Annotated in this window: 12 protein-coding genes; 2 read left to right on the top strand and 10 right to left on the bottom strand. The window is 55.9% G+C overall.

All coding sequences use genetic code 11. The features are described 5' to 3' along the window. Nucleotides 1–14: 14 nt before the first annotated feature. The 8 genes from ACLM7Z_RS04525 to ACLM7Z_RS04490 all read right to left on the bottom strand — a co-directional run bounded on the left by ACLM7Z_RS04525 (nt 15) and on the right by ACLM7Z_RS04490 (nt 7,062). Nucleotides 15–1,919 (bottom strand): PTS beta-glucoside transporter subunit IIBCA, encoded by a 1,905-nt coding sequence (locus tag ACLM7Z_RS04525; RefSeq protein ID WP_087019439.1) that lies wholly within the window; start codon nt 1,917–1,919, stop codon nt 15–17. A gap of 207 nt (nt 1,920–2,126) precedes the next feature. Beyond that, nucleotides 2,127–3,107, bottom strand: a complete 981-nt coding sequence (locus ACLM7Z_RS04520) for a LacI family DNA-binding transcriptional regulator (protein WP_087019442.1) — start codon at nt 3,105–3,107, stop codon at nt 2,127–2,129. A gap of 33 nt (nt 3,108–3,140) precedes the next feature. Continuing rightward, entirely contained in the window at nt 3,141–3,455 is a 315-nt protein-coding gene (locus ACLM7Z_RS04515) for a hypothetical protein (protein ID WP_087019446.1), read from the bottom strand. A 153-nt stretch (nt 3,456–3,608) separates the two neighbouring features. Beyond that, nucleotides 3,609–4,025: a YbjN domain-containing protein gene (locus tag ACLM7Z_RS04510; protein ID WP_087019449.1), complete on the bottom strand. Its 417-nt coding sequence runs from the start codon at nt 4,023–4,025 to the stop codon at nt 3,609–3,611. Nucleotides 4,026–4,064: 39 nt separating this feature from the next. Then, complete coding sequence (locus tag ACLM7Z_RS04505) at nt 4,065–5,453, bottom strand: RsmB/NOP family class I SAM-dependent RNA methyltransferase (protein WP_435645628.1); 1,389 nt, start codon at nt 5,451–5,453, stop codon at nt 4,065–4,067. 7 nt (nt 5,454–5,460) lie between these two features. Then, on the bottom strand, nt 5,461–5,658 hold the full coding sequence (locus tag ACLM7Z_RS04500; RefSeq protein WP_087019455.1) for a hypothetical protein: 198 nt from the start codon (nt 5,656–5,658) through the stop codon (nt 5,461–5,463). Between the two features lie 4 nt (nt 5,659–5,662). Further along, nucleotides 5,663–6,709, bottom strand: a complete 1,047-nt coding sequence (locus ACLM7Z_RS04495; RefSeq protein ID WP_435645627.1) for a phosphodiester glycosidase family protein — start codon at nt 6,707–6,709, stop codon at nt 5,663–5,665. Continuing rightward, nucleotides 6,706–7,062: a winged helix-turn-helix domain-containing protein gene (locus ACLM7Z_RS04490; protein ID WP_087019462.1), complete on the bottom strand. Its 357-nt coding sequence runs from the start codon at nt 7,060–7,062 to the stop codon at nt 6,706–6,708. The genes ACLM7Z_RS04495 and ACLM7Z_RS04490 overlap by 4 nt, the downstream gene beginning before the upstream one ends. 244 nt (nt 7,063–7,306) lie before the next feature. Between ACLM7Z_RS04490 and ACLM7Z_RS04485 the strand changes: the two genes are divergently transcribed. After that, a complete protein-coding gene (locus ACLM7Z_RS04485) occupies nt 7,307–8,113 on the top strand; it encodes a Cof-type HAD-IIB family hydrolase (RefSeq protein WP_435645626.1) in 807 nt (268 codons plus the stop codon). 167 nt (nt 8,114–8,280) lie between these two features. Here the strand turns inward: ACLM7Z_RS04485 and spoIID are convergent, their stop codons facing one another. Next, the gene (gene spoIID / locus ACLM7Z_RS04480) at nt 8,281–9,336 is read right to left on the bottom strand and encodes a stage II sporulation protein D (protein ID WP_435645625.1); all 1,056 of its coding nucleotides are present in this window, start codon (nt 9,334–9,336) and stop codon (nt 8,281–8,283) included. 155 nt (nt 9,337–9,491) lie between these two features. Between spoIID and ACLM7Z_RS04475 the strand changes: the two genes are divergently transcribed. After that, nucleotides 9,492–10,856, top strand: coding sequence for a citrate/2-methylcitrate synthase (locus tag ACLM7Z_RS04475; protein ID WP_087019513.1), 1,365 nt, complete (start codon nt 9,492–9,494; stop codon nt 10,854–10,856). A gap of 359 nt (nt 10,857–11,215) precedes the next feature. Here the strand turns inward: ACLM7Z_RS04475 and ACLM7Z_RS04470 are convergent, their stop codons facing one another. Continuing rightward, nucleotides 11,216–12,607, bottom strand: coding sequence for an aminopeptidase (locus tag ACLM7Z_RS04470; protein ID WP_273349549.1), 1,392 nt, complete (start codon nt 12,605–12,607; stop codon nt 11,216–11,218). Nucleotides 12,608–12,627: the final 20 nt, after the last annotated feature.

The raw sequence follows: 12,627 nt of genomic DNA, 5'->3' as shown, positions 1-12,627 counted from the left end.
CTCAGACTCCTCACTTATCGTTTGACCGTCATCAGGCAATCCATTGCGCGGATATCGCCCAGATTGCCGGTGACATCGGCATACTCCTCCGAATTGGTGACGATTACCGGTGTAACCGTCCGGTAACCCGCCTTGCGGATTGCCGGAATGTCAAATTCCATCAGCAGGTCGCCGGCGTTTACATGCTGGCCCTCCTGCACATGCGGGGTGTAGTGCTGACCGTTCAGCTGAACGGTGTCGATGCCGATGTGGATGAGCAGCTCCAGGCCGTTGTCGCATTCCAGACCGACCGCATGACCCATCAGTGTGGACACAGTGCCGGCGCACGGTGCGACTGCTCTGCCCTCCGCCGGGTCTACGGCGAAGCCCCTGCCGAGCACTTCGGCGGCAAAGGTCTCGTCTCCGGTGTCCGCGAGAGAGACCGCTTTGCCGGTCAGCGGGGAAGCAACCGTGATGTCACCGGTCTGCGGGGCAGCCTTGCTCTCTGCTGCTTTGATTTCCGGCTGTGTCTGCGGTTCCGGTGCGCCGTTTGCGGTCTCCGGCTCCGTGTCCTTGTAGCCGAACAGCCAGGTCAGGACGAACGCAACACCTGCCGAAATGAGGAACATCAGGATATACTTGACCGGTGCGTTGAGGCACAGCAGGATGCCGAAGATGCCGGTGACGCCGGTGCCGGTCGCACCCAGTCCGGTGATAGAGGCAAACATGGCGCCGCAGCCGCCGCCGATGCAGGCGCAGACAAACGGACGGAAAAACCGCATGTTGACGCCGAAGATTGCCGGTTCCGTGATTCCCATAAAGGCGGACAGCGAGGACGGCAGTGCCATCGACTTCAGCTTGCCGTTGCGCGTCTTGAGTGCAACAGCCAGTGCGGCAGCGCCCTGTGCGATGTTCGCGGCGGAAGCCAGCGGCAGCCAGTAGGTATAGCCGAACTCCTGAAGCTGTCCGAGGTCGATGATGGTGTACATGTGATGAATGCCGGTGACAACGGTCGGCGCATACAGTGCGCCCATGACCAGAGAGCCAATACCGAACGGAAGGGAAATCAGTGCCTGAATGCCGGAGATAATGCCGGTTTCAACGACGTTGAAGACCGGGCCGATGATCGTGAGGGTGAGGAAGCCGGTGACAAAAACAGAAACCAGCGGGGTGATGAACAGGTCGAGCATCGCCGGCACACGCTTGTGCAGCCACGTTTCAATTTTTGCCATGACAAAGACCGCGATGATGACCGAAATGACATGACCCTGGTAGCCGACCATCGGCACCTGCCACAGGCCAAAGACATCGAGATAATTTTCCACGCCGCCGCTCATCGTCCATGCGTTTTGCAGGTTCGGATGCACCATAATCATACCGATGACCGCACCGAGGAACGGATTTCCGCCAAACACCTTTGCGCCGGAGAAGCCGATGAGCACCGGCAGGAAGACATAGGCGGTATTGGAGAACAGATTGGCGAGCACAAACAGCGTGCTCTCGTTGGACAGGTTGAGGTAGCCGTTGTTGATGAGGAAGTTGAGCGACTCCATGATACCCATCAGGAAGCCGGATGCGACGATCGCCGGAATGATCGGTACAAAGATATCGCCGAGTGTCTTGACGAAGCGCTGAAGCGGATTGCCCTTCTGTGCGGCGGCCGCCTTGACATCCTCCTTGCTGGCGGCCTGTACGCCCGCCTGTGCGATGAATTCATCATAGACCTTGTTGACGACGCCGGTGCCGAAGATGATCTGCAACTGACCGGACGCTTCAAATACGCCCTTGACGCCCTCTACATCCTCCAGTGCTTTTTTGCTGCACTTGCTGTTGTCCGCAATGACGAGGCGCAGGCGCGTCGCGCAGTGCGCTGCGGATACCAGATTCTCTTTTCCGCCGATTTGTGCCAATACGCCGGCGGCCGCTTTTCCGTAATTCATACGATTCTCCTTCTGATTTACCCGTGATGTCTGTGATTCTTTTATGAAATCGATTTCATTTGATGTTTCATATTATAAACTCGTCCGCCCGAAAAAGAAAGGGCAATATGTTACAAAAAAATTGCATTTTTTGCAGCATATTGCCCGGTTGTCTCGGATTTATTCTATGCTCTTTGTGTTTTCACTATGAAATTGATTTCATATATATTACAGTGAATCCTGCCGGATGATTTCATATCCCAGCTTGAGCTGTTTTTTCATGTCGATGCCGCTTTCCAGAATTTGCAGCAGCATCTTTGCCGCTTCCGCACCGCCGTCCTCATAGAACAGGTGCACCGTGGTCAGGCGGGGTGAAACGATTTCCGTCATGCGCGAATGACCGACGCCGACAATCGCCACATCCTCCGGGATGCGCTTGCCGACGCCCTTGATGTACTGCATTGCGCCGACCGCGAGCGTATCCGTCGCGCAGAACACCGCGTCCACCTTCGGCGCGCGTTCAAACAGCTGCTGTGCGGCGGCGTTGCCGTCCTCCAGCGTGAAGCCGGTGACAATCATGTGCTCGTCCGCAATTTCAATGCCGCGCTCTCTGAGTGCCTCCAGAAACCCTGCACGCCGCGCCGCGCCGACCGCGCGGTCGCGGTTGGTCACGCCGATGTAGCCGACATGCTTCCGACCGGAATCGAGCAGCTCGCGCGTAATCTCCCGCGCCGCATCGTGGTCGTTGTTGTACACGCACGACAGATAATCCACCTGCTGGCTGAGTACAACGACCGGAACCGGATAATTCTGCAAAATCTGGCGATGGCGCGGGGTCAGCAATGTGCCGAGAAAAATAACGCCCTCGACCTGTCCCTGCTGGAACAGCTCCAGATAGCGCAGTTCTTTTTCCACATTGTTTTCCGTGTTGGCGAGCAGAATGCCGAACCCCCGGTCACCCAGCGCGGAGGAAATGCCCGCGACCATCCCGCCAATGCTCTCCGAATTGATTTTTGGCAGGATGACACCGACCAGCCTGCTCTTCCCGGTGCGCAGAATCTGCGCCTGCCGGGAGGGAACATAGCCGGTTGCATCAATCACCGTCTGAATTTTCCGTTTTTTCTCCTCACTCACATAGCCGTGGTTGAGATATCTGGACACGCATGCCTTGGATACGCCCGCCAGCTTTGCAATTTCCGCAATGGTCATAATCTTTGTTATCCTCTTCTGTTTCCGGGGCTGTCACAGTCCTGCCAGCCACATAAGCTCGGCTTCATTCGGCTGGTACACCGTTTGCCTGTCGCGCCCGACAAATACCGTCGTGCCGCCCAGCATACCGTACCACATGCCGTCGTTCATCTGCCCGGAAAACAGGATGCTCTCTTCTATCTTCACTGTGCGCTGTCCGGTTTTGTCCTCCAGCACAACACTGCCATATACGGGGCCTTTCTCCGGTGCGCCCTCGCAGCCGAAGTCCGGCTCTTCAATATATAACAGCCGTCCCTTCGGGCGGAAGATCGATCCATTTACATCAAACGGTTCCCATTTGTTTGCCATATCCTTATCCTCCTCCTGCGTCTCTGGTTGATATGTTTATTATACCAAGATTAGATGCGGTTTCAAAGTGCAAATTTTGCGGCAAAAGACCCTTCTTGTCATGTACACCGGATACATCCACCGAAACATTTCTCCCGGACTTCGCCGCGTTTCTTACTTCAGCACGCCGTCAATTTTTGCCTGCACTTCATCCAGCACGCTGAATGCGCGGCGCAGCATCTCCCAGCACACGCGCGCAGCGGTGCCGGGTGTAATCACGGCATCCATGGCGGCGGCAACCTCGCTGTCACTGTCGATATAAAACCGCAGCCATGCGTATGCCTCATTGATCTCGTTGAGTGTGCGCAGCATCGGGCGCACCCGATCCTTCGGCACCTTGCCGAGCTGGAAAATACGGATGCGAAATTCTGTTCCGTCCGCGCCGAACACCATGACGACATTGTACAGGCTGCCGTCATTGCCTGCCAGCTCGACCGCGACATAATGGCTGCCGTCCGGCTGTGGGTTTTCCATATATTTGATATCATGGCGCTGTAAGCGCTCGATAAATGCTTCTGCCGACTGATTCATGCCTGTATTTCCTCCTGTTTTCCGTTGCAATGATACGGTTTATCTGCCCACCCAGCGCAGTCCTCTGGGATAATGGTTTTTCATGATGCCGCCCGCGCATTTGCCCCATCCCAGGACAAATCCGTCTGCGGCAACTGCTGTCCAGCCCTTTTCCCCGTCCCACGGGAAGGTTTCTCCCCGCAGGTATTGTTCCACGCGCGGGTCATCCGCGGGCAGGTCGCATACGCGGTAAAATGCCGCCGGCGGCAGCGCATGGGCGAGTGCGTGCGACGGCTCAAAGCGATTTTTGCGCAGCGTACCCAGTTCCACGCCGCACGCGCGGACGCGCAACTCATCCACTTCCTGCATGCGCGGGTCGGTCAGCAAATACAGCCGGTCTTTCCGCTGCCGGACACAGCCGTTCGGCAGCTCTCTGACATGCTCCAGCACAGGCTGTATCATGCGTTCATATGCCTCCTGCTCCTTTTTCGTGCGCGCAGCCGGGAAAGTAACTTCCGGTTGTTCCGCAGGCGCGCCGGTTTTGCGCAAAACAGCGGCAAAATGCCCTTCGCCATCCAGCTGATGCGGCCAGAGCCGGAATGCCGCCGCGACCGATGGATTGCCGTTTTCTGCCCAGTCCGGGCGCGCGGGTGCGAACAGTATCGGCGGGTCGGCCACCTGCACCATTTCAAAATCGGGATGCCGTTCGAGGAACCGCGACAGCGTGCCTTCGTCCTCCTCCGGCGCGAACGTACAGGTCGAATAGACCAGTATCCCACCGCCGCGCAGCATGTCCGCCGCACAGTCGAGAATCCCCGCCTGTCGTTCCGCACAGAAAGCCGGAAGCTCCGGCGTCCATTCGTCCTGCGCCGGGTTGCCATCCTTGCGGAACATGCCCTCACCGGAGCACGGCGCATCTACGACAATTTTATCAAAAAATCCGGGAAAGTACTGCGCGAGCCGTTTCGGAGTCTCATTGAGCACCACACAATTGGGAATCCCCATGCGCTCGACGCTCTGCGCGAGCACCGCCGCGCGCGAGGTATTGATTTCATTTGCCACGAGCAGACCCGCGCCGCGCATGCGTCCCGCCAGATGAGTGGTTTTCCCGCCCGGTGCGGCACACAGATCGAGCACGGTTTCTCCCGGCTGTGCATCCGCCAGCGCGCCGACCGCCATTGCGGACGGCTCCTGAATATAATATGCCCCCGCTTCATAATACGGATGCCGTCCGGGGCGTTCGGTCTCCGGATAGAAAAATCCTTCTTCTGCCCACGGCACCGGTGTAAGAGAAAACGGTGCATGTCCGGCAAACGCCGCCGGAGAAATTTTTAAGGAATTGACGCGCAGTCCGCGCGCCTGCGGGCGCGCCAGCGCATCCTGAAAGGCGGGGTATTCATCCCCTAGCAGGCGCTGCATGCGCTGTTCAAATTCGATTGGCAGTGCCATAGATGTGTTACTCCTTCCGCTGGTAATAGATGGTCAACATTCCCGTCGCAATCGCGCACAGCAGCAGCACCAGCATCAGTACCTTGGGCACGCTGCCGGTCAGAAACTGCATCATGGGGTTAAAATAATCCAGAATCCACAGCACGACAAACGCGATGGACAGCACAATCGTCGCGTGCGGGAGCAGAGCTTTGATGTATTTCATCCGTTCATTCCTCCTCTGCGGCGAGATAAATGCAGTCACTGATTTCACGGCCCATGCCAATCGGATGGTTGATCCAGTCGCCGTCATAATACATGACCGCCGATTTGCCGCCATCCAGATTATAGGCGGTCTGGCAGCCCTCCTCCTGCATGAGAGCGGCGAGCTGCGACATGGTCACGCCGGCGGAATAGCCGTCCTGTCTGCCGTCCACCAGCACAAACAGGTAATGCCCGGGTGCGATATAGCCGATGGCACAGCGCGGGTTTACCTTATTTAGATATTCTGTCGAGTGAAACGAGTCGAGAATTTCGCCGCTGTCCAGCAGCGCGGGGCCGAATGTCCACGTCTGCCAGGCGCCGTCCTGCATCGCCTGTTCTGCATCGAACTGTGATGCGCTGTAGGTTTTCATCGTGCCATCGAGATACAGCACGCAGACATCCGAGGTTCCCGGATCACTGTTATACAGCGTGCCGTTGCGGATGACACAGGTGCGGCTGCTCTCGCCGTAGGAATCACCGGAAATCGCAAGCAGGGCGTTGTTGTCGCGCGCCATTTTGTCCACATAATCGCGGATATTGCGCCCATAGGTGGACTGGGCAAAGGCAGTTTGGATGCAGCGCGTGGAGGTCACATAGAGATCCGCCGTAAAATACACCAGCGGCTCGCCGTTGATCGTACACGAAACCTGTTCGATTGTGAATTCAGCGGTTTTTCCCGCATATTCCTGCACGGTTTTACGCGTTTTCTCCGCCGCGTGGAACGCGTCAATTTCACTCTGGTCTGCCGCCAGTGACGAGGTATCCGCATGGCTCCAGTCATTGGTGCTGGCCGGTGGAATGCCGAGTGCGCCGTCCGCGGACTCGCCGCTGCCCTCCTGTGACGGCAGCGTGAATTGCTGCTGTGATGCAATGTCCGTGCTGCTGTCCTCATCCTGTATGACGGCGCTGCCCTGCGGCAGAATATACGTCACCAGCAGCACAGCGCCCACGCAGACAGCCGCCGCCGCGAGGTCGAGCAGTGCCAGCGCCCAGACCGGAAGTTTTTTCTTCATTCGTCCCGCTCCTCCATATCGCCAAAAAATTCGTCATACAACCGGTCAGACTGTTGCTGGACCGCATGTACAAAGGCATCATACCGCTGTAAGAAAGCTTTTCCCTCCGGTGTCAGTGCTGCATTGCCGCCGCCGCTGCCGCCCGCCTCTCGGCTGAGCAGCGCAAAACCCAGATCGTCCTCCGCGCGGTTGAGGATTTTCCACGCCTTGGAATATGCCATGCCCATATCGCGGCAGGCGGCGCGGATCGAGCCGCGGTTTTCGACGCCGTGCAGCAGCTCCGCCACGCCGGGGCCGAAAAATTTCTGGTCACGGAACAACCGCAGGCGCAGGTCATATCGCAATGGTTCCATTGCCCATCTCTCCTTTGCATGATACGTGTGGGTTTTATTATACCATGCCTGCATGCAAAATGTCTGTACTTTTGGTGAACAGAATCGGGCAGCAAAAAGCCTCCCTCCATTGGAGAGAGGTAGATTTTTCTCCGGCAGCGCAGGACTGCCGGTTGAGCTGTTCCGCATTTCGTGCTACAATGGGGCTGTCATTGCAATCATATGCTGTGTTTTATAACAAAATCAGCCCGGAAAGGACGTTTTTATGTTAGATATCGATGTAATTGTTTCTGATTTTGACGGCACGCTGCTGGATGACCGCAAGCGCCTGCCGGAGCAGTTCCCCGCTCTGCTGGATGAACTGGACCGGCGCGGCATCCGGTTTGTCGCCGCCAGTGGACGGCAGTATTACAACATCCGCGAACAGCTGCCGGACGGCATGGCCGACCGCGTGGATTATATTGCGGAAAATGGTGCGCTGACCGTGCGCAACGGTGAACTCTTCTCGGTAGATGAACTCTCTCCGGAGGATGTGCGCGCTGTTGTCGAGGTCACGCGCCGCACGCCCGGCTGCTATCCCATTCTGTGCGGCGCGCAGTGTGCCTATCTCGAAGATATGGTCGATGCACTCCGTGTGCACAGCACCATGTACTATGCGCGGCTGGAGCGTGTGGACGATGTGCTGACCTGTCTGGAACGCGACCGCATCTGTAAAATCGCCGTGTTCCACGACCACGATGCGGAGCATGTATCCTATCCTGCATTGCTCCCGTTTGCCGATCACATGCAGGTCGCACTGTCGGGCGACTGCTGGGTGGATATCATGAATGCATCGGTCAACAAGGGCGCTGCGCTTCGCGCTATGCTGGAACAGATGCATCTCTCTGCTGCGCGCTGCATGGCATTCGGCGATTATCTCAACGACATCGAGCTGTTGCAGGCCGCCGGACATCCCTATGCCATGGAAAATTCCCATCCCCAGCTGCGTGCGCTGTTCCCCCACACAGGCGGGCACAACAACGACGCTGGCGTTGTGCGCACCATCTGCCGCGAACTGGATATTGCGCTATGACTATTCGGGCGTATCTGAAAAGTCGAAAATTTTGACTATTTCTACAAATACGAGACCGCTTCTTCGTGAAAAACACTTGAAATCCGAACGGATTCCAGCGTGCTTTTGCTTTGAACCAGTCTCGCCTTTGCGAAACATTCGTTATTTTCTTGGTTTTTCGATAGCGCCTAGTCGATATCGGAAATTTCGGTACCGGTATAATAGTGCAGCAGGATCTCCTCATAGCTCTTCCCATCCTCCGCCATGCGTTTGGCGCCGTACTGGCTCATGCCGACGCCGTGCCCATAGCCCTCGGTGTGAAACGTAATGGAGGTATCTGTTGTACTGATGGTGAAATGAGTGGAGTTCAGTTCAAACAATTCGCGCACTTCTGTGCCCTTGAGCGCTTTTCCACCGATTTTGCACGACGTCACGCCGCCTGCTTCAGATGACTGAATTTCGGTAAACCAGGTCTTGGGCAGTCCGGTCAGGTTGATATCCGGATATTTGCCCAGCATAATCTGGCGGAATTCCTCTGCGCCCAGCGTCACAGAGGCATCATATTTCGGACAGGCATCGTCACCGGTGCTTTCCACGCTGGACAGATAGGGGATGTCCGAGCCCCACACACTGACCGCCGCTTCGGTGTGTTCTGCGGATGCCGCATGAAAGACGGCGGCAATGGCCTTGCCGTCATACGTCACAATCTTTCCGGCAGTATCTTCGGCGGCTTTTCGGACTTTTTCACTCCATTCCTCCGCATTTTTACCCCAGAGCGCCTCTGCACCGCTGTCCAGATCGACAAAGGCGGCACAGTGGGTATAATCATCGCACACGACGGCATCCGGATGGGTGTCATCTGTCCCGAGGGACTGTTTGTACACAGCATACGTACGGGCTGCCACCGCCTGCGCCCGGAGCGCTTCCTCAGGGAATGACGCGGGCATTTCTGCCGCCACGGCACCCGCTACATAGTCCTCCAGCTCCATTTCACGCACCGTTCCGCCAACCGATACGGTCAGCATCGTGCTCTGTGCCGATTTTTCCCCTCCGGAAGACTCTTCCTGCGCGGTATTTCCTGCATTTTGACCATCCGAAGCCTGCGGTTCCTGTGTAATTTCTACATTTTTAACGGTATGAATGGTTTCTTCGGCAGCCTGATTATTTTGGTAAAATTGAAACCCGAGAGGGGCGACATACACCAGAAATATGATAAGAATACCCAATAAAAAGAAGCGTTTCACGATTTATCTCCTTCCTGTCCGCCAAAGGACTATATTTGACATATTTGCAGGATTGATGTAATATATAATTCATATAAAAAACTCCCCCTCCGCCTTTGTACAGGATCATCCCTGCTTGTGCAACAGCGGATGCCCGAACAATGAGGTGATCCCTAATGGTTGACATGATGAAAAATATGGATTCTCAGGTCATAGACAGTCTATGCGGCGAATTTCAGGATAATAACCTGATCCAGCCCAAGATGTTCAGCAAGTACGGCGTCAAGCGCGGCCTGCGCAATGCAGACGGCACAGGCGTACTCGCCGGTATTACCTGTGTTTCCAATGTACATGGTTATATGGTAAACGAGGGCGAAGTAGAACCGATTGAAGGCCGCCTGACCTATCGCGGACATAATCTGTATGACCTGCTTGACGGCTTTGATTCCGAGGATCGCTTTGGCTTTGCTGAGACTTCGTATCTGCTGCTCTCCGGCAGCCTGCCGAATCAGGAGGAGCTGGATGCGTTTACCGACCTGCTGGCAGATGCCTGTGCCCTGCCGGACGGCTTTACTGAGGACGTCATCATGCGTGCCCCGAGCCGCGATATTATGAATAAACTGGCCGTTTCCACTCTGGCACTGTATTCGTATGATCCCAATCCGGACGACACCAGCCTGGAGAACATTGTGCGGCAGTCGGTCAATCTGATTGCAAAGTTCCCCGTTATTATTTCACATGCCTATCAGGCCAAGCGGCGCTATTTTGACAATGCGTCAATGTTCCTGCACATGCCGGATCGCAATTACACCACGGCGGAAAATATCCTGAGTCTGATCCGCCCGGACGGCATGTTTACCCGTGAGGAAGCCATGCTGCTCGACCGCTGTCTGATTATCCATGCAGAGCACGGCGGCGGCAACAACTCCGCGTTTACAACCCGTGTTGTCTCTTCCTCTGCAACGGATACCTATTCTGCCATCGCCGCTGCCATCGGCTCACTCAAGGGCCCGCGTCACGGCGGCGCAAACCTGCGCGTCTGCAAGCAGTTCGATGAGATGAAGGAGAATATCTCCAACTGGGAGGACGAAGACGAGGTTCTGGATTATCTGTGCAAAATTCTGCGCAAGGAAGCCGGTGACGGCTCCGGCCTGATTTATGGTATGGGTCATGCGGTTTACACGCTGTCCGACCCGCGTGCCGTTGCACTGAAGAATACGGCTCGTCCGCTCGCCGCACAGAAGGGCTTCGAGCGTGAGTTCAATCTGATTGAGCTGACCGAGCGCCTTGCACCGGAAGCATTTTACCGTGTCCGCGGTGAGCACAAGATTATGTGTGCCAACGTCGATATGTATTCCGGTCTGGTTTACCAGATGCTCGGTATTCCGTCTGAGATGTTTACCCCGCTGTTCGCCACCGCCCGCATTGTCGGCTGGCTGGCACATCGCATCGAGGAAACCGTCACCGGCGGCAAGATCATCCGCCCGGCTTACAAGCCGATCATCTCCCGCGCCAAGTACACCTCGATTTCTGACCGCTGACCCTACTTTTCTTTTTTGGGACCTACTTTTCTTTTTTGGGAAAAGAAAAGTAGGCAAAAGAAAACCCAGTGTTGCGCTCCCGCGCACCGCAGACATGCCGGACGGAAAGTCCGTCAGTCTGCCCCAACGGTCGTTTCATTGAGGATACTGCAAACCCGCCGGACAAACGCGTCCGGCGGGTTTTTGTATGCGCTTTCTCTGTCGGATGGAAAGCTAAATCCGAAAAAGGCGATTACCCGTGCAGAGGCTGCACAGATCATCGTCACGTACGACAACAATGCAAGCCCGTTCTAACCATCTATAAACAGAATAAGTCCCCCAAAATGGTGCAAATACGCAGTTTTGGGGGACTTTTTTCTTTATTTCATGCCGTAAAACGCCCGGAAGCCATTATACGCCGCGAACAGGTCGAGCTTTGCGATGACCTCAAACGGCGCATGCATGCACAGCACCGGCACGCCGCAGTCAACGGTATCAATATTGCGGTTCGCCATGAACATAGCCACCGTGCCGCCGCCGCCCTGATCGACCTTGCCGAGTTGGCCGGTCTGCCAGATGACGCCGTTTTTGTTGAAGCAATGGCGCATTTTTGCCATCAGCTCCGCCGTTGCATCCGAAGAACCGGACTTGCCGCGTGAACCGGTATACTTGACCAGTGCGACACCGCAGTTTGCGCGCGCATCGTTGCGCTTCTCGGAAACCGACGGATAATTCGGGTCGAATGCATTGCACACATCGGCGGACAGGCAGGTGGAGCGCTCGATGCATTCCTCAAACAGCACGCCGTCCGCACGGCACAGGTCGGCAACCAGTGTGTCGAAGAATTTCGACTGCATGCCGGTCACGCCGTCCGAACCGATTTCCTCCTTATCCACAAGGATGGTCATTGCGGTCTTATCCGGGATTTCCTCCAGATCGAGCAGTGCAGTTGCTGCCGGATACGAGCACACGCGGTCATCATGTCCATATGCACCGACGAACGACCGGTCGAAGCCGATATCACACGCCTTAAAGGCCGGAACACAGCACAACTCCGCCGACAGGAAATCCTCTTCCGTGATGCCATACTCTTGATTCAGGAATTCCATGACCCACAGCTTGATTTTATCCGAGGTATCAACATCTGATTTGGACGGCTTGGAACCAACCAGTACGTTCATGTCCTCTGCGGCAATGCCCTTCTGGAGCGTCTTGCCCATCTGGTCGGTTGCCAGATGAATGAGCAGGTCAGAAATGACAAACAGCGGATCGCCCGGCCTGTCGCCGATGCGTACATCAATCGATTCCACGCCGTCATCGGTCACACGGCACACCACGCCGCGCAGCTCCAGCGGGATCGTTGTCCACTGATACTTTTTAATGCCGCCGTAATAGTGCGTCTTGAACAGCGCCATGCCGTTGTCCTCATACAGCGGGATGGTGCGGATATCGATGCGCGGTGCATCCAGATGTGCCGCCGACAGGTTGATGCCGTTCTTCAGGCCGTCACGCCCAATTACAAATAGTATAATACCTTTATTTCTATTTATTTTATAATATTTATCACCGGCATGCAGCTCCATACCGCGCTCATATGCGGAAAAGCCCTTTGCCTCAGCCATCGCAGCCAGACGGCGCACCGCGTCGCGCTCGGTCTTTGCTTCATCCAGAAATGCCTTGTAGCCCTCGGCATAATCCTGCATAGCGGCCTCGTCTGCCTCGCTCATGCGGTCCCAGCCGGTCTTTTTGTCATAAAACAGTGTGTTTTCCATTGGAAACCATTCCTTTCAGG

The organism is Butyricicoccus porcorum, assembly GCF_051246315.1.
GTDB lineage: Bacteria > Bacillota > Clostridia > Oscillospirales > Butyricicoccaceae > Butyricicoccus_A > Butyricicoccus_A porcorum.
The sequence above is the reverse complement of the archived record's forward strand: the minus strand, read 5'-3'. Positions and strand labels throughout refer to the sequence as shown.

Coding starts and splice junctions, on each gene's coding strand:
- ACLM7Z_RS04525 (WP_087019439.1), bottom strand. CDS start 1,919: ATGAATTACGGAAAAGCGGCCGCCGGCGTATTGGCACAAATCGGCGGA.
- ACLM7Z_RS04520 (WP_087019442.1), bottom strand. CDS start 3,107: ATGACCATTGCGGAAATTGCAAAGCTGGCGGGCGTATCCAAGGCATGC.
- ACLM7Z_RS04515 (WP_087019446.1), bottom strand. CDS start 3,455: ATGGCAAACAAATGGGAACCGTTTGATGTAAATGGATCGATCTTCCGC.
- ACLM7Z_RS04510 (WP_087019449.1), bottom strand. CDS start 4,025: ATGAATCAGTCGGCAGAAGCATTTATCGAGCGCTTACAGCGCCATGAT.
- ACLM7Z_RS04505 (WP_435645628.1), bottom strand. CDS start 5,453: ATGGCACTGCCAATCGAATTTGAACAGCGCATGCAGCGCCTGCTAGGG.
- ACLM7Z_RS04500 (WP_087019455.1), bottom strand. CDS start 5,658: ATGAAATACATCAAAGCTCTGCTCCCGCACGCGACGATTGTGCTGTCC.
- ACLM7Z_RS04495 (WP_435645627.1), bottom strand. CDS start 6,709: ATGAAGAAAAAACTTCCGGTCTGGGCGCTGGCACTGCTCGACCTCGCG.
- ACLM7Z_RS04490 (WP_087019462.1), bottom strand. CDS start 7,062: ATGGAACCATTGCGATATGACCTGCGCCTGCGGTTGTTCCGTGACCAG.
- ACLM7Z_RS04485 (WP_435645626.1), top strand. CDS start 7,307: ATGTTAGATATCGATGTAATTGTTTCTGATTTTGACGGCACGCTGCTG.
- ACLM7Z_RS04475 (WP_087019513.1), top strand. CDS start 9,492: ATGGTTGACATGATGAAAAATATGGATTCTCAGGTCATAGACAGTCTA.
- ACLM7Z_RS04470 (WP_273349549.1), bottom strand. CDS start 12,607: ATGGAAAACACACTGTTTTATGACAAAAAGACCGGCTGGGACCGCATG.